We start from the raw sequence: 24689 nt of genomic DNA on the forward strand, positions 1-24689 counted from the left end.
TTTTTTCATGCTCTTGCCCTGGAGTTCATCTTTGCTTTATTATGATGGCTTCGTACATATCTAGTTTATTTGTGGACATAACTACTGCAGCTCCACATTTAAAGTTGTTTATATTTGATGTACTAACAATTGCCGCTATTCTTATGTGGCGTATTTTTTTAGGACGTAAAATACCGTACGGATTTTATTATCTTATTGTAGGGCTTTGTATCAATGCCTCACTGTTTATGGGCATGTATATTGATAATACTCTTTATGGCAATTGGGACTTTTGGTGGCTGTGGATGCTGTATGGTTTCTTTATGCTTGTTATTGATATTACGATGGCACTAATATTAATTATCAATAAAGACTTACTGAAGCTGGTTTGGTTAATTAAAAAATTAAAGACATCATCTATATCAAAGCTAAATTAGCGCATACGAGTTATGCGCTAACGCAGTAAATTACTATTGGGCACCACAGCCCAATTTAGTTTTTAGCGCTTTGACAATTACAGGGTCCACAAACTCGCTTACATCACCATTGTGACGTGCTACTTCTTTAACGAGTGTTGATGAAATAAATGAATTTCGCTCTGCGGGCGTTAAAAATACACTTTCTAAATCGGGGTTTAGGCGACGGTTCATATTTGCGAGCTGAAATTCATAATCGAAATCAGATACAGCCCTAATACCACGAATAAGCACATTAGCATTATGAGAGCGCGCAAGGTCAGCCAGCAAGCCTGAAAATCCGATAACTTTAACATTACCTAAATGACTCAAAATGGTATTAGCAAGTTCAACACGTTCTTCTAGGGTAAAGCAGGGTTTTTTACTTGGGTTGTGGGCAACAGCAACTAATACGGTATCAAACATTTTTGCAGCACGATGAATCAAGTCTGTGTGCCCATTGGTAAGCGGATCAAAAGTGCCTGGGTAAATTGCAGTAACGTTCATAATATTCACTATTTATTATTTTAGCGTTAGTTTAACAGTGTTTAGGGCACAAATCAGCTTTGCCCAAATAGATTATTTATTCAGTTCCTAATGATGGTTAAGGAGTAAGTGTGTTTTAATCGATAATATTTGTTTATACTGCGTGGTCTATTTTTAGTGTAATGTAGTGCATAAGATAATTAGAGTATTAGCGTATGAATACCAAGGATAAAATAATACACACCAGTATTTCGTTATTTAATGAGCAAGGTGAGCGTGCAATATCAACCAATCATATAGCGTCGCATTTAGGGATGAGCCCCGGTAATCTTTACTACCATTTTAAAAATAAAGAAGACATTATTCGTCATATATTTGCGTTATATCGCGATCATTTAAGTACGCAATTTAAACCTATCAACAAAAATGACGATGCATTTAACCACTTAACAGCTTATTTAGATTCGTTGTTTGAATTGATGTGGCGCTATCATTTTTTTTACGACAACCTCGGCGATATACTCGCCAGAGACGCTGATTTGAAGCAAGCTTACATTGATTTCCAACTCGAATTATTAGAACAAGTGCGAAAAATTATACTGGGGCTTCGCGACAGTGAAATGATTGCAATTGATGAGCAAGATGTCATTGATTTAGCCCATACGCTTAAGCTAACGGTTAGCTTTTGGACGCCTTATATAAAAGCCCGCAGGCCAAGCGGTACCCTTGCTGAGCAAGATATATATCACGGTATTTTAAAAGTACTTACATTGTTTAGAGCGTATAGTACTGATAAAAGTATCGATAAAATGAACCTGCTACGCGAAAAATACACCGAATTAGCACAACACGCGCAAACTGTTGCCTAATCGCTAGTCATTGGCTGTTTCCTAGACGCTGAATTTTTTGCTATAATCGCGCGCCAAATGCCTGGGAGCGCGAATTCCCGCAGTCTAAGAGTGAACTATGCTTAAATTTATCGTCAAACTACATCCTGAAATAGCCATTAAAAGCCGTTCAGTCCGTAAACGCTTTACTAAAGTGTTAGAAAATAACATTAAAATTGTATTGCGCCGTGTTGACGAAAAAGTACAAGTTAGAAATAACTGGGATAATATTTCAGTTGTTACAAAGCTTGAAGATGCGCAAGTTCGTTTAGATTTTATCGATAGCCTTAAACGCATACCTGGCATCGTTCAATTTATTGAAGTAACCGAAACACAATTCGAAACTCTTGATGATATTTACCAAAAAACAATAGCGTTAGTTGGGCATACAATTATAGGTAAAACCTTTTGTGTTCGTGCTAAGCGTATAGGTCAACATGACTTTACCTCAACTGATTTAGAGCGTTATGTTGGTGGTGGATTGAATCAACATATTGAAGGCGCAAGCGTTAAACTTAGCCGTCCAGAAGTAACAATACGTTTAGAAGTAAAAGACGACAAAGCTTACATTGTTTCGCAAACGCATTTTGGTATGGCTGGTTTTCCACTACCAACGCAAGAAGATGTGTTGTCGCTTATGTCTGGTGGTTTTGACTCTGGCGTAGCAAGTTATCAAATGATTCGTAAAGGCGCACGTACGCACTTTTTATTCTTTAATCTAGGTGGCGCAGCGCACGAAATTGGTGTTAAGCAAGCAAGTTACTACTTATGGAAAAAATACAGCTCTACACATAAAGTTAAATTTGTAACGGTTGATTTTGAACCTGTTGTTGCTGAAATTTTAGAAAACGTTGAAAACAGCCAAATGGGTGTTGTGCTTAAACGTATGATGATGCGAGCTGGAAGTGTAGTGGCTGAAAAGTTAAACATTCAAGCACTTGTCACTGGTGAAAGTATTGGCCAAGTATCTAGTCAAACATTAGCGAATTTAAGCGTGATTGACCGTGTTACTGAAACGCTTATTTTACGCCCGCTAATTCAAAATGATAAACAAGAAATTATTAATCTTGCTCGCCAAATTGGTACAGCTGAAATGGCAGAAACAATGCCTGAATACTGTGGTGTTATTTCTAAAAAACCGACAGTTAAAGCCAAGATTGAAGTAATAGAAGCCGAAGAAGAAAAGTTCGATTTTGATGTGCTAGATACCGTAGTAAATAACGCACGTATAATGGATGTGCGTGATATTGACGTTGAAGCCAAACAAGAACTTAAAGAAGCTGAATCGGTTGCTGATTTACCTGTAGGCTCTGTGGTAGTTGATATTCGTTCACCAGAAGAAGAAGAAGCTGCACCGCTAGAAATCGACGGTGTTGAAGTGGTGCATTTACCGTTCTTTCGTCTGGCGACTAAGTTTGGTGATTTACCAAAAGACACCGACTACTATTTATATTGTGACAGAGGCGTAATGAGCCAACTACAGGCACTTATGCTGCACGAACAGGGCTTCGAAACTGTAAAAGTTTATCGCCCGTAAAGTTAAAGCTTATGTAAGCGTGGTTTATACCACGCTTTTTTTTGCCTTAATTTTGACAAGTAACTCATCGTTGTAAGGCGTTGGAATACCGTGAAGTTTACCTTGCTGGCTAATATAGCCGCATATAGCTGAGATTTCAGTTTCTCTTTTATACGTTAGATCTTGCTGCATTGATGAGTAATTATTTGCGGTTAACTCCATTATTTTATAAGCGGTATTGAGTGCTTTAATTAATGGAATATTAAGCCCTTGAGCCTTTGCAATATTACATGCTTCAGTGAGTGCATTAAAAATTATTGTGTTGTACTTAGGTGCACGTAATTCGCCATTTCTTACATTACTTAAAGCGCTTAATGGGTTAATGGCAATATTTACGAGTAGTTTTTCAAAACGAAGCTGCTGAATGTTATTAGTAAATGTTAGGTTGGGTATTACTTTAAAAATATCAGCTATTGGCGCACTATTTTGAAGTGCTAGCTCATTACAGCCACCAATAACGCTTTGTCCTTCACCAGTGTGTTGCACAATATATTGGTTTGATTTAAAGCCCGCTATGCTTGTCGTTAAAAAGTAGAGTGCTTGATGGGTGTTTAGTTGGCTATTTACCTCATCAACATTACCCATTCCGTTATGCGAAAGTACAATAGAGCAATGAATTGGTAAAAATGGCTTTATTTGTGAAAACGCATCAAGTACTTGAAAAGCTTTAACAGTAAATAAAACAACATCAAATTCAGCAGCTTTATTTAGCTGATTTAATGAAATAAATTGAGCGTCAATTTTTTTAGAGGTCCTTTTACCTCGACTATAAAAGCGGGTATTTTTTGGGCTTTTACGAGTTAAAACACTGACATTATGCGATGCGCTTAAAAAGTGGCTAAGTAATAAGCCAATAGCACCATCGCCAACGATTAAAATATTAGCCATATGGGTTCTTTTTTCGAGATGTAAAAATTACTCTAAGTAAAAAGTAGCTTGCAGCACCTGCAAAATCAGCAAAAAAATCACCGAGTGATGCCTGCCTATACGGGAGTGCGTCTTGCATTATTTCTATAGATGCGCCATAGCCTGCCAATAAAAGTATTTGCGCATATAAAGGAAGTTTAAACGCTTTATCCATTATTATGGCTAGTATAAAAAAAATCCCAAAATGAGCGACTTTATCAACGTGAGGGAATAAATTTACAACGCCACCTTTTATTTCTTTAGCAAATAAAAGGGTAAAAGCCACAATGCTAATTAAAAAAATTGCTTGGTAAACACGCCTTGTCACGACAAATCCTAAAATCGCTTAAAAAAGAGACCGCAGTATATCAAACTAATTTAGTATCGCACCTGAACAAGATGCAGAAAAATGTAAAGAATTATAATTTTAGCGTTATAATTGCCACATAAAATTAAGATTAAATAGTTAGGAGAAACCAATGCCTTCATTTGATATTGTATCTGAAGTAGAAATGAACGAAGCTAAAAATGCGGTTGACAACGCCAACCGTGAGCTAGAGACCCGTTTTGATTTTAGAGGTGTTGATGCATCTATTGAATTAAATGACAAAACAATTAAATTAAAAGCTGAAGCTGATTCTCAAGTTATGCAATTGTTTGATATTTTGGCAAACAAAATCTCTAAGCGTGGTATGGATGTATCAAGCTTAGAGCTTCAAGATATTACTCGTGCAGGTAAAAATGTATTTCGTAACGTTGGCTTAAAGCAAGGTATCGAAAAAGACATGGCTAAAAAAGTAGTTAAGGCCATTAAAGACTCTAAAGTTAAAGTTCAAGCCGCTATTCAAGGCGAAGAAGTACGCGTTACTGGTAAAAAGCGTGACGATCTTCAAGAGGCTATGCAAGTAGTGCGTAGCGCTGAGCTAGGTCAGCCTTTTCAGTTTAAAAACTTTCGCGACTAAAGTACACCAGCTAGAACCTAGCTAACGAGTGTGTAAAATGTATTAATAAAAGCTAAGCAGCAATGTTTGGCTTTTTTGTGAGGTTATTTTTCGTATTTATCATAGATGAATCTATCTTTAGCTGTATAGACGTCCATTGACATTTATAAACAAAATACCCACAATAGCGGCATATTTTCAAGGTGCTTGCTAGCCACTTCATGTAATGATTTTTTTAGCAGGATAATCGGGAAGTTGGTGAGTTTTCATGATGACTACAAGCCCAACACTGCCCCCGCAACGGTAAAGTATTGCATGTTTTTATATGCTTACTGAGTCCGGAGACCGGCCTTGATGCAATCTTACTTACTTAAATCTTTGCGGTGGGCAAAGGTAGGGGACCTCATGTTAAACAAAACAACTCTAGGCGTTGCAATTTCTGCTGCGCTTTCATTTTCTGTGTCTGGTGCAGAGCAATCAATTGAAAAAATAACCGTTACAGCTAATAAGTTTGAGCAATCAATTAACGACGTTTTAGCGAGTGTAAATGTTATTGAACGTGCTGAAATAGAAGCTAGTAACGTACGCGATTTACCTACACTTTTAAGCACGCGAGTGGGTTTTCAGGTTAATCCAAACGGTGGTTTTGGTCAAAATACAGGTGTGTCACTTCGTGGTACGGGCTCTGGCGATACGTTGATTTTAATTGACGGTGTACGTACAGGCTCAGCAACACTAGGTCAAAAAGCATTAAATAATGTCCCTCTAAATAGTATTGAACGCATAGAAATTATTAAAGGCTCTCGCGCGGCTGTTTATGGCTCTGATGCACTCGCTGGTGTTATTAATATTATTACGCGTGAGTCAGATAACTTATCCCTAAGCGCTACATTTGGTTCTGACTCTTATCAAAATTATCAAGTTGCAGGCTTTGTAAAATCAGATGATATAACAACAGCATTTAACGCAGGCTTTGAAAAAACAGATAACTTTGATGTACTGCAAGGCGTAGCACCTGATGAAGATGGCTATGAAAATAAAAACCTTGGTTTTAAAGTTAACTACACCGATGCACATTACGGCGACTTTAAGTTATTAGGCCAATACAGTGAAGGCTATGCAGATTACGACAGTCGCTTTAGCCCAGCAGACAGTACGATTGAACGAGATGATTTTAAAAACTATCAACTTTCTGCAGGTTGGAGTAAAAACTACACTAACCAAACGCATAGTATTGATTTAGCGCTTTCAACAGATGATTCAGATAACACTTATGTTGATTTTTCGGTTGGGCCAACAATAAGTACATTTATAACTAAACGCACACAAATTGATTATAACGGCCAGTACCTGTTATCTAATGAACTTAACATTAGCGGTGGTATTAATTGGTACAACGATGATGTGTCGCATAGTTCGCAACTATTTGTTGAAGACAGCCGCGATGTACTTGCTGTGTTTGTAGGTGCTTACTACGATGCAGATAAAGTACTGGCTAATTTAACAGTTCGCCAAGATGATGACGAGCAATTTGGCGATGAAACAACGTATACCGCCGCTGCGGGTTATCATTTATCTGAAGATGCAACATTTCGTATAAGCCAAAGTACTGGCTTTAAAGCTCCTACATTTAACGATTTATATTATCCACTTTATGGTAACCCTGATTTACAACCTGAAAAATCAGTAAACCGTGAGTTAGGTTTGAGTGTAGATTTTGATATCGCGCAAGTTGATATTGCAGTATTTAGAAACGATATAGAAGATAAGATTGATTACGATGCAAACTTTGCATTGGCTAATATCGATGAAGCACGCTACGAAGGGGTTGAATTTAGCTTATCTCAGCAGTTTTTTGGTTTTGATAGCAACCTTAACTTTGCTTACTTAAGCGCTGAAGACGAAGAAACGGGCGCAGAGTTGCGTAATGTTGCTAAACGTACTTTTAACTGGGAACTTGCAAAACAGTTTGGTGCTTTTGATGCAAGCTTAGACATGCAATACCGTAGCGACCGACAAGGTGCTGTGACGCGCTTAGGCTCTTATACACTTTGGAACTTAGCGGGTAATTATCAAGTAAATGAACATATTGAAGTTTCGCTTCGTGTAGAAAACTTATTTGATAAAGAATATAACGCTGTTGATTCAAACGCTGATTTTACAACGGGTGAAGTGTATTACTACAACACGCCAGAGCGTCGCTTTTTTGCAGGCGCAAGCTACCAGTTTTAACGGTATTTATTAATATTAGAAAGCCCGACATATGTCGGGCTTTTTAATATTTAGCTAAGTTTAACTACTAAAATTAGCTAGTCAGCTAAGAACTCTTTAAATACGGTTTCAAACTTGTGTAACTTAGGTGCTATTAAAATACTACAGTAACCCTGCTGTGGATTTTCGTTATAGTAATCTTGGTGATAATGCTCTGCTGGGTAATACGTAGTGGCAGGGCTGACTTCTGTCACAATTGGCTCAGCGACATGGCTTTGCAGTTGAGCTATCACTTCGTTGGTTTGCTTAAGTTGAGCTTCATCGTGATAGTAAACCACACTTCTATATTGTGTGCCTATATCGTTACCTTGGCGATTCAATTGTGTTGCATCATGCAGTGTGAAAAACATTGCTAAGAGTGTTTCAAAGCTAACTACAGTCGCGTCAAATTCAATTTTAACAACCTCAGCGTGACCGGTTGTGCCTGAGCATACAGAATCATATGTTGGGTTATTTGTTTCACCGCCGGTGTAGCCAGAGCTTACGGTTAGTACGCCATTTACACGTCTAAATGCAGCATCTATACACCAAAAACAGCCGCCACCAAATGTTGCTACTTGCGTTGTTGAGCTCATAAGTATTCCTAAAATGTATATGGGGTTTAAAGGCGAGCATAAATTGTATGCGCCGCAACAACAAGGTTACGGCGCAATTAAGAGGCTAGATCTCTTCGAAAGGTTTTTCAGCGGCTTGTTTGTCTAATTTTTGCTGTAAAAATTCAGGTGATTGAGTGTTACGTGCAAGTGCATAATATGCAGCAGGTACAACAAAAAGAGTTAGTAGGGTCGATACAATAACCCCAGTAAACACGACTACACCTATCACCATACGGCTTTCAGCGCCGGGACCTGAAGCAAGTACTAAAGGTACCGAACTCATAACCGTAGTCAGCGAGGTCATAATAATAGGGCGCAAACGCTGAGTTGCTGCTTGCAAAATAGCTTCACTAAATTCAACGCCTTTATCGCGCAGTTGGTTAGTAAATTCTACAATCAAAATACCGTTTTTAGCACTTAACCCAATGAGCATGACAATACCTATTTGGCTGTAAATATTTAAGGTAAGTCCTGTAGCCCAAAGTCCGAACATAGCGCCCATTAAACCAAGTGGTACGGTAAGCATAATGACGAACGGATGCATAAAGCTTTCAAACTGCGCTGCCAGTACTAAAAAGGTAACGGTGAGTGCAAGTATAAATACGTAGGTCATCGCTGATGCGCCTTCGTAATAAAGTTGTGACTCGCCTTTGTAATCTACGGCGCCATCTATATCGTTTTCTTGCGCGGCTACTTCGTTTAAAAAGTTAAGCGCTTGCTCAAGCGTATAACCGTCGGCTAAGTTGGCGCTTAATGTAATTGCGCGCATACGGTTGTATCGGTTTAAGCGCGATGCGGTTGCTTCTTCTTTTAAGCTGATAAGGCTATCAAGTGGGACTAGTTCACCGCTTCGTGATTTAAGATATATATTTGAAATGTCAGTAGGGTTAGTAAAGTCTTCTTTAGTCCCTTTTAAAATTACATCGTATTCTTCACCACGGTCAATAAAGGTTGTAACACGGCGCTGGCCAAGCATTGTTTCAAGTGTACGGCCTACATCAGATACTGAAACGCCTAAATCAGCAGCCTTGTTTTTATCTATGCTGACTAAAAATTGCGGAAAGGTTTCTTTATAATCATGATCGATTCTCACTAAACCTGGGTTTTGTTCGGCACGCTTAATTATACGGTCACGCCAATCGGCAAGTTGAGCGTAATCATTACCTTGCAATACAAACTCAATAGGGCGAGATGAACCACCACCGCCAATACCACGGCGCATAATGGCAAATGCACGGACATCGGTAACTTCTTGCATTTTACCGCTTATTTCGTCCATTACTTCCCATGTTGAGCGTTTGCGTTTATCCCAATCGGCCATGCCAACAATTGCTACACCGCCGCTGCCACCCCAACCAGGTACTCGAACAAGTACGCGACTTAGCTCACCTGCTTGCGAGTAAGGCATTAAGCGTTCTTCAATTTTAGCCATATTAGCGGCGTTATTTTCATAACTTGCGCCCTCAGGGCCGCTCATCATAATAAAGAACGTGCCACGGTCTTCTTTTGGCGTTAGCTCAGAGGGAACTTGTAAAAACAACGAGTAACTAACAAAGCCCGCTAATAATAAGCTCACCATTAAGCCCCATTTACGGGTTATGTTGGTGGAGAGCGAATTACGGTAACTTACTTCAATTTTAGTAAACTGGCGGTCCATCCATTGGCTAAATTTATTTGGTTTGTCTGATACTTTAAGTACTTTAGAACACAAGGCTGGTGCAAGAGTAAGCGCTGTAACACTTGAGAAAAATACGGCAGCACTTACCGCCATTGCAAACTCAGTAAATAATGCCCCTATACGGCCATCCATAAACACCAATGGCACAAACACCGATATTAGTACAAGCGTGGTTGCGACAATGGCAAAACCAACTTCACGCGCACCTCTATATGCAGCTAGTAATGGCGGCTCACCCAGTTCAATACGACGGTGAATGTTTTCAAGCATTACAATGGCATCATCTACTACTAAACCAATAGCCAGTACTAAGGCAAGTAAAGTGAGTAAGTTGATTGAGTAGCCCATTGCTAATAAAAACATAAAGCTACCAACAAGTGCGACCGGTACGGTAACCGCAGGAATAAGCGTTGCTCGTATATTGCCTAAAAACAAAAATATAACGAGTACGACTAAACCCATAGAGATGGCAAGTGTGCTGTAAACTTCACTAATTGATTCTTTAATAAATACTGATGAATCGTAGCTGTCTTGAATTGTGGTGCCTTCAGGTAGGTTACGTTTGATTTTTTCAAGTTCACTGCGTGCGTTATCTACTACGGTAAGCGTGTTTGCTTTAGCTTGTTTTACAATTCCTAGGCCAATCATGTTGCGCCCGTTACCACGAAATAAGCTTTCGTCATCGGCAGCTTCTAATTTTACGTCGGCAACTTCACCTAAACGCACTAAATAACCTTCTTCACCGCGTTTAATAACAAGGTTTTTAAAATCGCGCTGATCTTTATAACTACGTGCAGTACGCACGGTAAAGTCGCGATCTATTGATTCTATTTCGCCGGCAGGTAATTCAACGTTTTCTGTACGCAGTGTATTTTCAATATCGCTTGAGGTAATACCGCGTGCAGCCATTGCTTGGCGGTTTAGCCAAATTTTCATAGCGTATTGGCGCTCACCACCAATACGCACGTTAGATACACCATCTACTACGGCTAAGCGGTCAACAATAAAGCGCTGCGCGTAATCAGAGAGCTGTAACGAGTCCATTGTTTCACTGTTTAATACAAACCAGGCGATTGGGCTTTCATCACTATTTGATTTAGACACTTCTGGTGGGCGTACCTGATCGGGTAAACTATCAAGTGCACGTGCTACACGTTCACGTACATCGTTAGATGCAGCATCTATGTCGCGGTTAATATCAAACTCAATGGTAATGTTTGAGCGCCCATTACGGCTCGAAGAGTTAATACTTTTAATACCTTCAATACCGGAAATTCGATTTTCTATTATTTGCGTTATTTTGGTTTCTATAATTTCGGCAGAAGCACCAGTGTATTCAGTGCTGATATTTACAATCGGTGTTTCAATATCAGGGTATTCACGAAGCGGTAACATCGTAAACGCAACTATCCCAAAAGTGAGAAGTAGTAAATTAATTACAATGGCAAAAACGGGGCGTTTAACGCTAGTATCAGTAATTTTCACGTATTACCCCTTTACGCTTACTTTACTTCCAGAGCGAATTTTTATTAGCCCTTCAGTAACAATTTGCTCGCCATCAGTTAAACCTTCGTCGATAGCAACCCAGCCATTATTTCTGCTTGCAACATGTACTTCAACTTTATTGGCTACTCCGTCTTGAATTTGAAAAACAAAGTGTTTGTCTTGTAAAGGGATAACCGCTTTTTCTGGCACCATTAAAGCTTGGTTGCTGCTTAGCTCAAGTGCTGTATTTAATAACATGCCAGGGCGAAGTAACCCTGATTTATTCGCAAAACTTGCAGTTACTTCAACACTGCGTGTTACCGAATCAATACGCGAGCTAATATGCGTTACCTTGCCGTTAAATGTCTGCCCTGGGTAGGCATCGTTTTGGGTAAGTACTTTCATGCCCATGTTTAATTGTGCTAAATATTTTTCAGGCACTTTAAAATCAACTTTAATAATACTAATATCATCAAGTGTGGTGATTATTGTAGCGTTGTTTACGTATGCACCGACTGATATTTCACGTTTACCTAGCAGGCCAGAAAAAGGGGCTGTAATAGTCATTTCATTTAACTTAGTTTTAGCGCTTTCTAGTTGCGCCTCTGTTGCATCAACGCGAGATAGCTGCTCTTCTAACAATGACTTTGCAGTTGATTGAGAGCGTGAGAGTTCGGTTAAGCGGTTGAGTTGACGTTTCTCTTCTTGTAAATTAATGCCAAGCTCTTTAACTGCAAGTTGTTCTTGCTTACTTTGTAGTTGCACTAATTTTTGGCCTTTACTAACTAAGTCACCGTCTTTAAAGTAAATATCTGTGACATAATCGTTTTGGGCACTTTTAATATAAACAGCTTGGTTAGCACGTGCACTACCAATGGCTTCTATCATTACCGCGTTTTCTTGTGATGTCACCGTATGCGCAGATACCTGAGTAGACATTTTAGATAAGTCGGCTTGTTCACCATGGCTTGACGGTAAATATAAGTAAACGCTAAATATCAAAAGTAGCGTAATAATAAATGGAAAAAGAGCTTTGCCTGATTGTCTTGAGTACATCGTTTTCATACCTGAAAATTAATTGTAAGTATTGTACGAAATAAGACCGGAGAAAGGCGGTTATGTGTCTCATAAATTTGTGCGTTAAGCGTAAAAGTTAATGATCCTGATGCAGTGTCCCTCTTTTGTTACATATAAAGTGGTAAATATATGAATTTTAAAACATCCTGTAAGGCTTGTATAACTGCCCGCAAAGTTATTTTATGGGCTATTATTATGTTGATATTTTATATGGTGTTCTATCAGCATGGATAAAAACGATAGAAACCATGTGAAATACAGGGCACAAGGCGCACGTAATGGCATCGAAATATTAATAGTGGGTGCCATTGGGTTGGTGCTTATTATGGGTTTTAATTTATTACGTCCAGATAAAATAAGTATTGTTGAAGTTTTTTTAGTGAGTGCTTGTATCGGTGCTATTTTTATTGGGTTTTTAAAAACCCAAGAACCCTTCTATAGTTTAGTATTAAGTGAATCTAAACTTATATATCAGCATAAGTATGGAGCATGGCACCTTTTTCAAAGTAATTTTAGGTATAGTGGTATACCTAAGGTTGAGGACGGGGTTGAATACATTGAGTTAAATACTGTGGGTATCAAAGTAAATGATATTGATGAGTTTTTAGCAAGTTTATCACCTAGAATTGCAGGGAAACTGCTAATAGAACAACGACATTTATTTATGCAAGCTGTTCAAAAACATTGCAAAAATGGTCATTGCCCATCAGAATGGTTAATAGAAGATACACAGTATATCTCTCAAAGGGGAATAAGCTATAATGGGCTTATAGCTATGTTTGCAAATAGAACAAAGCACCTTCAGCTGTTAACAGGTTATGATTTATTGTTACCTGCCAGTGTATTAGATAGAGATATTTGGGCGTTTAGTGCTAACTTAAATAAGTGGAAGCAAAACCCCAGTCAGTTTATAGCGACGCAGAGTAAATAACGTAAATACTCTAGTGCGGTAGTAGGAATAGTAATGAGTCAAGACAGATCCTTTTTAAAAAGTGGGCGAAATACCATAATACATAAAGATAAAAAACACGATTTAGTGATTGTTAACTCTGAAATTCATCCGCGAATTAAAGTAACACAAAATGGCCTAGAGCCTTTTAAAGAAGAGTTGCCAAAAAATCGACGTGATGCAAAAGATCGTTATTTAGAAATAGTGTATGTTGGAAGCCCAGACGTGTTTGGTGAAGAAAAACAGCTATTGTTCATTCAAGCCTTAGATGGGCGTGAATACAAAGTAGATTACAGTAAAATCGGTACTAAGTTGTTTGTACGTATTCATCAAGATACTTATATGTAGCACTTTAATGGCATCTTTATTGCTTATGATTACACTATAGTAATTATTTGACATAAAAGGTGCTTTGTATGAAAGCGTTTGCTTTAATTCCTCTTATTGCTTTGCTTTGCGCATGTGGAGGCGGTGGTGGCAGCGATGATGCCGATGTAGAATCATCTGTTAATGCTGGAAACGACTTACAAATTATTGAAAAAACCGATTTTTCCATTACAGCACAGGGTTCTCCTGCTGATGGAACTTTTACTTGGCAACAAGTAAGCGGTCCAAGCTTAGATGGCTTTCCGTTAGAGGGAGCAGAACAAACGCTCACCGCACCAGATGTAAAAACTGACAGTGAAATAGTTTTAAGAGTGAGCTATCAAAGCTCCGGCACTAGCGCCGTTAGTGACGACATTTCCATCTCAGTTAGTTCTAATAACCAGCTTCCCCTTGTTACTGTTACACAAACATCGCCTGAAACACTTCCTTCTGTATACAAAGACACGGTCACTTTAAGCGGTCTTGAGTCAAGCGATCCGGATGAAAATGGCCAAATTGATAGCTATTTTTGGCAATTGCTATCGGGGCCTGAGTTAAATATTGCGAGCTTTAATGAGTCAACACTCAGCTTTTCTCATCCATTGCTTGAAAGTAACGTAAATTTATCTTGGCAGTTAACTGTTATAGATGATGAAGGCGGTGAGGCAAGCACTCAATATTCAATGACCCTCAACAAAACAAATGAATTAGTGGATGCAAATGCGGGTGCTGATCAAAATATTGAAGAGTTTGAGCAGGTAACACTTGATGCAACTAGCAGTGAAACCGTAACAGATACATACCAATGTAAATGGCAACAACTTACCGGTAATACCGAAACATTAAGTAATAGTAATCAATGCACAACGACATTTTTTGCCTCAGATGTAGACACCGAGACCACATTGAGCTTTGAAGTAACGGTAACTGACTCAAAAGGACGTACAGACACAGATTCTTTATTTGTAGATGTATCGCCAAAAGCTCTCGGGCTTATAAATGATAGTGGTGTGGGTGAGTGTTATAACAATACCCAGCGTATTAATTGTGAAAGCGATGACTTTCCCGCGCAAGATGCAGAACTTGGCCGCGACAGCTTTGCAAACCGTTTGGATAAAGTAGGTAAAGGTAATTTAGCGTTTGATTATACGAAGTTAAATGAATTTGCCGATGAAGTGTCTGACACCAGCAATAGTTTTAGTTGTATTCGCGATAACGTAACAGGTTTGGTTTGGGAGGTGAAAAGTGTGGCATCTGGCACGGTACCAAATACTTCGTTACGTGATGGTCAAAATCATTATTTTTGGGATGTAGGCAACACGACCTTTACAGATACAAGTTCAGCTAATAGTACGTGCCCTGATAATACAAGTTGTGGTGTACAAAGCTATATAAACGAAGTAAATGACTTAGATTTTTGTGGCGGTACGAACTGGCGATTACCTAGTTATACAGAGCTTTTAGGTTTAATTGATTACGGAAAACAAGGTCAAAGTGTATTAATTGACGAGGCATTTTTCCCTAATATGCCAAGTGAAAGTGCATTAAGCCATTTACGTTACTGGACCTCACAAACAGCAGCTGATGGTACAAGTTTATCGCAAGCGTATATTATTGATATGAGTGATGGTAACGATCTTGCTTATCCAAAAGAAAATACTGCTTATGTACGTTTAGTTAGAAGTCGTTAGGAGAAAATAATGAAATTAAAATTACTCTATGCAATAGCAACTATAAGTTTGAGCTTTAATATTGCAGCGGCGCAAACGTGCTACGACGGTGCAGATACCACAACACCGACAGATAGATTTACTATAAATGCAGATGGCACAGTGTCTGATAGCGAAACTGGCCTTATGTGGCAACGCTGTAGTTATGGGCAGACTTACAATACAGAGACACAACTTTGTGAAGGCTCAACACCTTCTCTCACTTGGCAAGAGGCACTACGTGGTGCTAAAAATGATACAACCGCAGATTACGATGATTGGCAAATGCCTAACATTAAAGAATTGGCGAGTATTTTAGAGCACAGTTGCACAGAGCCGAGTATTAATGAAACTGTATTTTTTGGCACTAAGCTTCAAAATTATTGGTCAAATACATCGGGTGTGAGCACAATGAGCTCTGCATGGGTCTATCAGTTTGATAGTGGCCTAAATAGTTTGCATGCTAAAACAAGTAATGTGTATTTACGATTAGTGCGCTATGAAAAATAAAAAAGTGTAAATTTAAAGATATAAAGCGCAACTTTAAAACAGCTGCGCTTTTTTGTTTTTCATAAATTTACGTTATTTCAATAATAAAGCACTCACAGTGTTGTCACTTAGGGGCTTTTTTTGCCATTATAGGCCGTGATTTAATTATGAAGGAACATCACGGTGTATTTAAGCTATTTTGGCCTGAATGAAAAACCTTTTTCTATCTCGCCTAACCCCCATTACTTGTTTTTAAGTGAACGGCACAAAGAAGCCTTAGCGCACCTTACCTATGGATTGGGTGAAGATGGTGGCTTTGTATTATTAACGGGCGAAGTAGGCACCGGAAAAACCACGATCACTCGCAGTATGCTTGAGCAATTGCCTGAAAATACCCAAGTCGCAATGATCCATAATCCAGCACTTTCGGAGCTAGAGTTATTAGCCAGTATTTGTGATGAGCTTAATATTAGTTACGATACTAATAATTCGACGCTTAAAAGCCTTACCGATATTATAAAAAAGCATTTAGAGACTAATAATAAATCGGGTGGTCACACCATACTTATCATTGATGAGGCACAGTTACTTGCTCCTAATGTGCTTGAGCAATTGCGCTTGCTGACAAATATAGAAACCGATCATAAAAAGCTATTACAAATAGTGCTTGTGGGCCAACCTGAACTCCAAGAGCTTTTAAAGCGCAATGAATTAAGACAACTTGCTCAGCGAATAACAGCTCGTTACCATTTATTGCCGCTTACGCAAGGCCAAACCGTGGCTTATATAAAGCATCGTTTGCACGTTGCAGGGTGCGATAAAGGGATTTTTTCGATGGATGCTATGCAAGCAGTTCATCAATTAACGGGTGGTGTGCCGCGCCTAATGAACTTGGTGTGTGAACGTGCTTTAGTGGGCACATTTGCAAAGCAGCAGTTGATAGTTGATGGCGATATAATAAAAAAATCAGCACATGAATCATTACCAATGGATTTTGTAGCGCCAGTTAATGAAGCGAACAAGGGAACATCATTTGTATCATACAGCTTTGCTTTCGCTACTTTATTTGCCGTAGGTATTGGGCTTTCATTTATTTTATAGTTAGGTAAGTTATGTCTTATTTATTAGATGCGCTAAAGCAGTCGCAGCAATCAGATATGAGTGCTGAGCAGTACGACTTGCAATCAGAGCAGTTAAAACAACAACAAGCACTCAAGCGTTATAGACGATTAGCATTAGTTTTTGGTACAAGCTTAGGTGCTTTTATTGCTGTCGCTGGTGGCTTTACCGCCGGAAAGTGGTTTCAAAGTTCTACCTTATTAAACGCAGCGGGACCCGCTGTAATTAAGGTGGTGGAAAGCAAAAAATCATCGCCTAACAAAGACGTTAAAGAGGAAGATGCTGAAGCTGAAAAACAGCAAGTAGCTAAGTTAGAGCCTGCAAAAGTAGCTCCAACAAATACTGCAACAATTGAAGGTCAACTTGTGCATGTGCAAACCCCCAATGGTGTACAGCAAATGTTATTAACCCCAAATGGCCAGTATATTCCTATGCCGTCGAGCCAGATCACGAGCGCAGCAGGTTATAATCAGCAAAATATGCAACAAGTAATGCCGATTCAAAATTATAATCAGCCAGCGTTTAACCCACAAAATAATTACAATCCAAATAATGCACAAAACACTTCGGTATTCGGGCAAAATCAAAATACCGCTTCGGCTCAACTAGATATGAGTAAATATAAAGTACTGGGTAAGCCAATTAATGGTAGCAATCAATCTCAACAAGTGAGCTATCCTGAACTTGATGACGTGCCTACAACACTTAAAAATGCATTTGCGCAAGCGATACAAGATGTCGAAAAAAATCAAGATTATGAAGTTACTCAAGCATCAAAAACGTCATCACGTGTTGAGCCTGTGGAGCTACTGCCTGATGGTTTGCAATCAATGTTGCCTAGTATTAAATACCAAGCGCATATTTATTCATCCAGTGCTGATAAACGTTGGATAAAGTTAAATGGACGAGAGCTACATGAAGGAGAGAGTATTGGTGCGCTAACGGTTAGAGAAATAACACCAGAGCAGAGCGTCCTTGATTTTGATGGTTACGAGTTTAGTTTAAAAGCATTGCAAGATTGGCCGCAATAAGCGACCACTCTATGGCAGTATTGAATTTTTATAAAAACGTTCTAAATCAATATTATATTCTTTTGGTTTAACAGTTGATTCAAGGGTATCTAAAGTCTTTTTATTAGCTAAATCGATATCTTGTACTTCCGTATAACGGCTGTGTTTAGCGCTGTAAAATGTTTTTACTATCGGTTTTAGTGGCGATGCAGGGTTGCTTTCAGTCACTAGTCCGACTTTTTGGCTTGATAACCTTACTAAAGTCCCAACCGGGTGAATACCAATGCATTGAATGAATTTAGTAAGCAGCACAGGGTCAAAACTATCGGGGCAGCCTTCTTTTAATATTTTAAATGCTTTAATAGGTTCCATGCCAGCTTTATAAACGCGTTCAGCGGTTAATGCATCATAAACATCAACAATTGAGGCCATGCGCACATATTGGCTTATTTCATTGCCTTTTTTACCAAACGGATAACCTTTGCCATCCAAACGCTCATGATGCATACCAGCAATATCAACAGCGATTCCTTTTAAGCCAGACCCTTCTAAAATTTCTTTACTAAAAAGGGAATGTTTTTTCATTATTTCGAATTCAGCGTCGCTAAAACGACCCGGTTTATTGAGAATTTCGTCAGGTATTTTTATTTTACCAATATCATGTAACAAAGCACCTGTTGTTAATTGTTCGATAATCTCTTTATCTATTTCTAAGTGCTTAGCAAAAATACTCATTAAAATAGAAACATTAATAGAGTGCTCAAGTAAATAAGCATCTTTTTGACGCATTTGTGTAAGGCACGCTAACGCATCTTGATTTCTAAACACTGAATCCATAAAGCCACTTGCAAGCTCTCTAAAAGGGGCTATATCTATTTTTCGGCCAGCTTTTATTTCTTTAAATGCTTTGAGTTGAAGTGTTTTAGCTTCGTCATAAAGCTTTTTAGCTTTGCCCATTTCTTGTTCTGCACTGTGTGCTTTTTGCCAAGGGTCTCGTTTGATTTTTACTGCAGAAGTGCTTTCTGGCTCTTTTTCAGGAACTGTATTGACAAGGGTTTTATCAGGATCTATTTCTACTTCTAAGATCCCTGCTTTTTTTAGCTTATCAATATCCGCTTGAGTTTTAACCCAGCCTTGGCTTTTAACTTTAATGCGACCTGTTTGCTTAGTAACATGTTGTACAAACATACCAGGAAGTAATTGTGAAATAAGAATGGTTTTCAATTTAATAACTTATATAGTTTGACTAACTATAAAGTAACAAACTTTACGCTATTTACATAGTAAAAAGGCACCTTTAGGTGCCTCTCGTGTCTACTAAGAAATTAGTTTTCTAATTACTCATCATCTTCAACAAGCGTCATTAGTGATGTGTTACCACCTGATGCTGTTGTATCAATACTGATTGTTTTTTCAGTAATAAGACGTTTGATTAACGTATCGTAATACTCAGAGCTAATTACTGGTAAAATAGCACCTTTACGCTGTGCTAGCTGCTGGCTAAAGTAGCCTAAGCGAGACGAGCGAGCAGCAACTACTGCACCTGCTAAATGAGGGTGAGCCAAGATAGCTTGTAACTGATTAGGTTTAGCTACTTGGAAAACACCTTCAGCAACACCTGTAGAGATAAATTTATCTTTAAAGGCAACAGCTTCATCATAAAACAGCTCAGACGCTACAGTAATTACCGTATTACCTGCGGCAATAGCGGTAATGATAGACAATGCCCAGAAGTTAAATGATGTGCTCTTATCTGCATAACACACGACACAACCACGCGCTTCTAGATGAAGTGTATTAGACTCACCCGTTGGCCCAGGCAGGGTAGTAAATTTACGCATGTGCTTTTCAAGGCGGTTAAGCTGTGCACGAGCTTCTGATAGTGTTAATGCCAAATCGTCTGCTAAATCGTCGATAATTTCTACCGTCGCGATTTTAGCAAGCAACTGACGTACAGCCGAAACACGGTCATTTAGCGGTGTTGCACGCCAAATCTTTTCATCGCGCATTGAGTTAGCCATTAGCTTTTTAACTTGTTCATTTGCACCACTGTAGTGGTGTAAATCAAGTTCGTCTGGCGTCAGGTTTGTCATTTGCACGTTATCTGGTGATGCCTTTTCTTTTACTAAACGTTGAAGGTAGTTAGGGCCACCGGCTTTAGGGCCAGTACCTGATAAACCACGGCCACCAAATGGTTGCACACCAACAATAGCACCAATCATGTTGCGGTTAATGTAAACATTACCCGCACGTGACATTTTAGCAAGGTATTCACAGCGCTCTTCAATACGTGAATGTACACCCATTGTTAAGCCATAACCTGTGTTGTTAATTTGATCCATCACATCATCAAGTTCGCTCGATTTAAAACGCACAATATGAACACATGGGCCAAATACTTCACGTTTAAGTACTGATAAGTCCTTAATTTCATATAAACGAGGCGCAAAAAAGAATGCACCATTTAATGTATTATCAGGAATTTTGCACTCGTAATGCAGTGTTGCATTACCTTTTAAGTACTCAACATGGTCGTTTAAGTTTTTAAGTGCTTTTTCATCAATTACAGGGCCTACATCAGTTGATAGTAACGATGGATCGCCAATGTGTAACTCAGCTAGAGCCCCTTTAAGCATATCGATGATGCCATCAGCTACGTCTTCTTGAATAAATAGAACACGAAGAGCCGAACAACGTTGCCCAGCACTTTGAAAACCAGAACTGATCACATCGTCAACTACTTGCTCAGGAAGCGCCGTTGAGTCAACAATCATACAGTTTTGGCCACCAGTTTCTGCAATTAACGGAACTTGAATATCGTTACGTGCAGCAAGTGTTTGAGAAATTAATGTGCCTGTTTCAGTAGAGCCGGTAAACATAATTGCTTGAATGCGTTCATCAGGAACAATTGTTTTACCTACTTCACTACCACGAGCAATAACCGGTTGAACAACATGTTCAGGTAAGCCAACAGACAGCATTAGTTCAATTGCACGAAGGGCAATTAAGCTTGTTTGTTCAGCAGGTTTTGCTATTACTGTGTTACCTGTAACAATGGCAGCAGCCACTTGGCCTAAGAATATTGCAAGCGGGAAGTTCCACGGGCTGATACATAAAATAACGCCACGGGCTTCAAAGCGTTCATCTTGCGATAACTCTTCAGCGCGCGCCGCGTAGTAACGACAAAAATCAACCGCTTCACGCACTTCATCAATACCGTCTTGTGCTACTTTACCCGCTTCTTTAATACAGATAGCGACTAGTTCGTCGTGATGACGCTCTAAAATATCAGCAACGCGACGCAGTAAATTTGCACGTTCTTTTACTGATGTTTGCGACCATGATTCAAAAGCTGCTTCTGCGTTAGCCAGTAATACTTTCATCTCTTCGCCAGTTTGTAATTTAACGTGGCCGATGATTTCTTTATGATTCGCTGGGTTTTTAACGGCTAATGAGCCTTCAGGTACTTGGCTTTGCTCAATTAAATGCTCATTAAACCAGCTTTCAAGATTCTCTTTGAAAGGGGTAATAACGTTAATGTCGGTTAAATCCATGCCTTTAGAGTTAGCACGTTCTTCACCGTATAAATTAATTGGCATTTTAATTTGCGTATTATACTTGTTACGTAAGCCTTGTAATGTTTCTACAGGATCTGGTAATAGCGATTCAACAGGTTTAGATGTATCTACAATGGCATTTACAAATGATGAGTTAGCGCCATTTTCTAATAAACGACGAACAAGGTATGCAAGTAGGTCTTCGTGTTGACCAACTGGTGCGTATACTCGGCACTGAATTTTTTCCTCGTTTACGATTTGGTCGAATAATGACTCACCCATACCGTGCAAACGTTGAAATTCAAAACCTGTATTGTCGCCTTTGGCTACTTCTAAAATAGTCGCGGCAGTGTAAGCGTTATGTGTAGCAAATTGCGGATAAAGCACATCGCGCGCTTCAAGCATTTTAATAGCACACGCTTTGTAAGAAACATCGGTTGTGGCTTTACGTGTAAATACGGGGTAGTGATCCAAACCATCTTGTTGTGTGGTTTTAATCTCTGTATCCCAATAAGCACCCTTAACTAAACGGACCATCATTTTACGACCAACGCGGGTCGCAAGCTCGGTTAGCCATTCAATTACAAAAATAGCACGTTTCTGGTACGCTTGAACCGCTAAGCCAAATCCTTGCCAATCACCAAGATCTTCATCGCTAAATACCGCTTCAATTACATCTAATGAAATATCTAAACGGTCAGCTTCTTCGGCATCAACGGTAAAGCCGATATCGTATTTTTTAGCGGCAAGAGCAAGTTCTTTTAACTTAGGGACTATTTCTTCCATCACACGGTCTTTATGAGTGAACTCATAGCGTGGATGAATAGCCGAAAGTTTAACTGAAATACCAGGGCTCTTAATTGGGCCACGACCATTGGCCGCTTTACCAATTGAGTGTATAGCATTCATGTAGCTGTCAAAGTAACGCTTTGCATCTTTCATTGTGCGCGCGCCTTCGCCTAGCATATCGTAAGAATATACATAGCCTTTTTGCTCTGTATCGGCAGCACGTTCAATTGCTTCGTCAATGGTACGGCCCATAACGAATTGCTTGCCCATAATTTTCATAGCAAAATTTACGGATTTACGAATAACTGGCTCACCTAAACGACCAATGGTCTTTTTAAGCATGCCGAACTGTTGTTCTTTCGTTTTATCTGTGTAGTTAACCATTTTACCGGTAACTAATAATCCCCAAGAAGACGCGTTTACAAATAAAGAATCGCTGCTGCCTAAATGAGAGCTCCAATCACCTTTGGCCAACTTGTCGCGAATAAGTACATCTTGAGTTGCTTTGTCTGGTACGCGAAGCAGAGCTTCGGCCAAACACATTAATACAACACCTTCTTCACTAGAGAGTGAGAATTCATTTAAAAGTGCGTCAACACCGCCTTGTCCATCTTGCTCTTTACGAATGTTTAAAACAATCTGGCGGGCTCTTTCCCATGCACGGCTTCGTGCTTTTACGCCCACTTCTGCAAGCGGTAAAATATGATCGATAACCGCATTTTCGTCTATGCGGTAAAAGTCACGAATTTTCTGTCTAATAGGACAGTTAGTAGTTAAATCGCCGTTGAATAACATAAGCAACCCTCAGGAGTGTTTAGGATTTAAAGTAAAATTAATTACCAATAAATTATCAGTGATATTGTGAGTGCATTCTAATTAAAATTCCGCAGAATATGCTGGTTAAATTTCGCGATTTACGATAATTTACAGGGCATAAATTTAACTTATCCGCATAAAATTCTGTTATGACAATTCCAAATAGATTACGCATGCTAGATCGTATCGATTTAGCCATACTAGACGTTCTACAAAAGAACGGCAGAATTTCTAATGTTAACCTGGCAAAACAGGTTAACTTGAGCCCTAGCCCATGCCTTGATCGTGTTAAACGTTTAGAGCAAGAGGGCTACATAGAAGGCTATTATGCAAAACTTAGTGAAGCTAAGCTAAATCAAAGCTTAGTTGCTCATGTGCAAGTTTCGCTTGTTACCTCAAATACAGCCGTATTTAAAGTGTTTAGAGAGCATATTTTAAAAATTAAGCAAGTGGTTGAATGCGACATGGTTGCTGGTGGCTATGATTATTTATTAAAAATACGCGTGTCTAACATGGAAGAGTATAGACAAGTATTGGGGGATTTAGTTGATATACCGGGAGTCGGTACGCACCACACTTATATGGTGATTGAAAAAATTAAACAAGACGATGGTTTACTAATTGATATTTAGTTTGTTCTAAAATGTGTGAGCTTGCGGCTAAGCAGGCTCACACTTAAAACTAAATTAACTTTCTAAACCGTTTTTATTAATTGTAATAACGCGTTGAGGAAATGGAATTTCAATCTTAGCGTTGTTAATTGCTTTATAAACACCGCCGTTAATAGCCAGTTTGGTTTCGATAATTTTAGTAGTAGGCACCCAATATCTGTAGCTGATTGTAACACCGCTATCGGCAAAACGTTCAATACCGACCTGCGATAATGGGTTTTGCGCGACCAGTTTGTGCGCTTTAAGTACCTCTTCAATAAGACTAATGGCGCTATCAGAACATGCACTATAAGCTATGTCTATTTCACCTTTGACCAATGAGTAACTAAACGAGTTGTGAAGTATTTCGCCCACAATATGTTTATTTGGAATAGTAATTTCTACTTTTTCTTCATTGATTAAAATTGTGTAGCCAAGCTCAATTGTTTTAACTTGGCCGCTTACATTTTTAACTTCAATAGTATCACCAACAACAAAAGGTCGAGTGGCTATAATGGCAAGGCCTGCACCATAGTTAGAGAGCATTCCTTGTAGTGCTAAACCTGCACCTAAAGACGCAGCACCAATAGCTGCTACAAATGGCGTAACGCTGATACCTATTTTGCCAAGTGCAATAATTATAACCATTACAATTAGCAGTACTTTTACCACGCTACTGACAAAGTTAGTGAGCGTAATGTCAACATTATGGCGGGTCATTAACGCTGCTACAAATTTGGCAAGCTTTTGCGCTATCCACAAACCAATGAGGACGATAAAAATAGCACCGACAATTTGCATACTGTAGGTAACCATATACTCAGTAAGCATGGTGTAATATTTTTCAAACTGTTCGATTTCAGAACTGATCATAAAGCGCTCTATGTTAGGGCTATGT

21 protein-coding genes and 1 riboswitch are annotated in these 24689 nt (G+C 39.0%); of the genes, 12 read left to right on the forward strand and 9 right to left on the reverse strand.

All coding sequences use genetic code 11. The annotated features are described in order from the left end of the window. The coding region (locus DC53_RS13410) for a hypothetical protein (RefSeq protein WP_033028975.1) at positions 1-416 on the forward strand (416 nt) is incomplete at its 5' end. 33 nt (positions 417-449) lie between these two features. Here the strand turns inward: DC53_RS13410 and coaD are convergent. Continuing rightward, positions 450-941 carry a pantetheine-phosphate adenylyltransferase gene (coaD, locus tag DC53_RS13405; RefSeq protein WP_033028976.1) on the reverse strand — a complete coding sequence of 164 codons (492 nt, stop codon included), beginning with the start codon at positions 939-941 and terminating at the stop codon, positions 450-452. A 194-nt stretch (positions 942-1135) separates the two neighbouring features. Here coaD and DC53_RS13400 point away from each other — a divergent pair, with 194 nt between their 5' ends. Both DC53_RS13400 and thiI read left to right on the forward strand, forming a co-directional pair. Then, positions 1136-1789 (forward strand): TetR/AcrR family transcriptional regulator, encoded by a 654-nt coding sequence (locus tag DC53_RS13400; RefSeq protein ID WP_007377837.1) that lies wholly within the window; start codon positions 1136-1138, stop codon positions 1787-1789. A gap of 97 nt (positions 1790-1886) precedes the next feature. Further along, the gene (gene thiI, locus DC53_RS13395) at positions 1887-3344 is read left to right on the forward strand and encodes a tRNA uracil 4-sulfurtransferase ThiI (protein ID WP_033028977.1); all 1458 of its coding nucleotides are present in this window, start codon (positions 1887-1889) and stop codon (positions 3342-3344) included. A gap of 24 nt (positions 3345-3368) precedes the next feature. Here thiI and DC53_RS13390 read toward each other — a convergent pair whose 3' ends face one another. Both DC53_RS13390 and DC53_RS13385 read right to left on the reverse strand, forming a co-directional pair. Next, positions 3369-4271: a ketopantoate reductase family protein gene (locus DC53_RS13390; RefSeq protein ID WP_033028978.1), complete on the reverse strand. Its 903-nt coding sequence runs from the start codon at positions 4269-4271 to the stop codon at positions 3369-3371. Then, positions 4264-4617, reverse strand: a complete 354-nt coding sequence (locus tag DC53_RS13385) for a VanZ family protein (RefSeq protein ID WP_007377834.1) — start codon at positions 4615-4617, stop codon at positions 4264-4266. Before DC53_RS13385 ends, DC53_RS13390 begins: the two co-directional genes overlap by 8 nt. 151 nt (positions 4618-4768) lie before the next feature. Here DC53_RS13385 and DC53_RS13380 point away from each other — a divergent pair, with 151 nt between their 5' ends. Beyond that, positions 4769-5251, forward strand: a complete 483-nt coding sequence (locus DC53_RS13380) for a YajQ family cyclic di-GMP-binding protein (RefSeq protein ID WP_007377833.1) — start codon at positions 4769-4771, stop codon at positions 5249-5251. Between the two features lie 163 nt (positions 5252-5414). After that, positions 5415-5598, forward strand: a riboswitch (cobalamin riboswitch). Positions 5599-5635: 37 nt separating this feature from the next. After that, positions 5636-7462 carry a TonB-dependent receptor domain-containing protein gene (locus tag DC53_RS13375; RefSeq protein WP_033028979.1) on the forward strand — a complete coding sequence of 609 codons (1827 nt, stop codon included), beginning with the start codon at positions 5636-5638 and terminating at the stop codon, positions 7460-7462. 77 nt (positions 7463-7539) lie between these two features. Here DC53_RS13375 and msrA read toward each other — a convergent pair whose 3' ends face one another. The 3 genes from msrA to DC53_RS13360 all read right to left on the reverse strand — a co-directional run bounded on the left by msrA (position 7540) and on the right by DC53_RS13360 (position 12316). Next, positions 7540-8076: a peptide-methionine (S)-S-oxide reductase MsrA gene (msrA, locus tag DC53_RS13370; protein WP_002958750.1), complete on the reverse strand. Its 537-nt coding sequence runs from the start codon at positions 8074-8076 to the stop codon at positions 7540-7542. 85 nt (positions 8077-8161) lie between these two features. Next, on the reverse strand, positions 8162-11260 hold the full coding sequence (locus tag DC53_RS13365) for an efflux RND transporter permease subunit (RefSeq protein WP_033028980.1): 3099 nt from the start codon (positions 11258-11260) through the stop codon (positions 8162-8164). A gap of 3 nt (positions 11261-11263) precedes the next feature. Beyond that, on the reverse strand, positions 11264-12316 hold the full coding sequence (locus DC53_RS13360) for an efflux RND transporter periplasmic adaptor subunit (RefSeq protein ID WP_033028981.1): 1053 nt from the start codon (positions 12314-12316) through the stop codon (positions 11264-11266). 247 nt (positions 12317-12563) lie between these two features. Between DC53_RS13360 and DC53_RS13355 the strand changes: the two genes are divergently transcribed. The 6 genes from DC53_RS13355 to DC53_RS13330 all read left to right on the forward strand — a co-directional run bounded on the left by DC53_RS13355 (position 12564) and on the right by DC53_RS13330 (position 18000). After that, complete coding sequence (locus tag DC53_RS13355; RefSeq protein WP_033028982.1) at positions 12564-13268, forward strand: DUF2982 domain-containing protein; 705 nt, start codon at positions 12564-12566, stop codon at positions 13266-13268. Between the two features lie 33 nt (positions 13269-13301). Beyond that, a complete protein-coding gene (locus DC53_RS13350; RefSeq protein WP_007377553.1) occupies positions 13302-13634 on the forward strand; it encodes a hypothetical protein in 333 nt (110 codons plus the stop codon). 68 nt (positions 13635-13702) lie between these two features. Continuing rightward, entirely contained in the window at positions 13703-15343 is a 1641-nt protein-coding gene (locus DC53_RS13345; RefSeq protein WP_007377552.1) for an Lcl C-terminal domain-containing protein, read from the forward strand. A 9-nt stretch (positions 15344-15352) separates the two neighbouring features. Continuing rightward, entirely contained in the window at positions 15353-15871 is a 519-nt protein-coding gene (locus tag DC53_RS13340) for an Lcl C-terminal domain-containing protein (protein ID WP_007377551.1), read from the forward strand. A gap of 162 nt (positions 15872-16033) precedes the next feature. Next, positions 16034-16951, forward strand: coding sequence for an ExeA family protein (locus tag DC53_RS13335; protein WP_007377550.1), 918 nt, complete (start codon positions 16034-16036; stop codon positions 16949-16951). Positions 16952-16962: 11 nt separating this feature from the next. Further along, positions 16963-18000, forward strand: coding sequence for a general secretion pathway protein GspB (locus tag DC53_RS13330; protein ID WP_033028983.1), 1038 nt, complete (start codon positions 16963-16965; stop codon positions 17998-18000). A gap of 9 nt (positions 18001-18009) precedes the next feature. On the opposite strand, the gene DC53_RS13325 is transcribed toward DC53_RS13330, so the two are convergent. Together DC53_RS13325 and putA are read right to left on the reverse strand one after the other, a co-directional pair. Beyond that, a complete protein-coding gene (locus DC53_RS13325; RefSeq protein ID WP_033028984.1) occupies positions 18010-19203 on the reverse strand; it encodes a cyclic di-GMP phosphodiesterase in 1194 nt (397 codons plus the stop codon). A 113-nt stretch (positions 19204-19316) separates the two neighbouring features. Then, a complete protein-coding gene (gene putA, locus DC53_RS13320; protein ID WP_033028985.1) occupies positions 19317-23120 on the reverse strand; it encodes a bifunctional proline dehydrogenase/L-glutamate gamma-semialdehyde dehydrogenase PutA in 3804 nt (1267 codons plus the stop codon). Between the two features lie 170 nt (positions 23121-23290). On the opposite strand from putA, the gene DC53_RS13315 reads away from it, so the two are divergent. Beyond that, entirely contained in the window at positions 23291-23773 is a 483-nt protein-coding gene (locus DC53_RS13315; protein WP_033015324.1) for a winged helix-turn-helix transcriptional regulator, read from the forward strand. Positions 23774-23827: 54 nt separating this feature from the next. On the opposite strand, the gene DC53_RS13310 is transcribed toward DC53_RS13315, so the two are convergent. Further along, the gene (locus DC53_RS13310; RefSeq protein ID WP_007377545.1) at positions 23828-24664 is read right to left on the reverse strand and encodes a mechanosensitive ion channel family protein; all 837 of its coding nucleotides are present in this window, start codon (positions 24662-24664) and stop codon (positions 23828-23830) included. Positions 24665-24689 lie beyond the last annotated feature (25 nt).

Source organism: Pseudoalteromonas fuliginea (assembly GCF_000690055.1).
Classification (GTDB): Bacteria; Pseudomonadota; Gammaproteobacteria; order Enterobacterales; family Alteromonadaceae; genus Pseudoalteromonas; species Pseudoalteromonas fuliginea.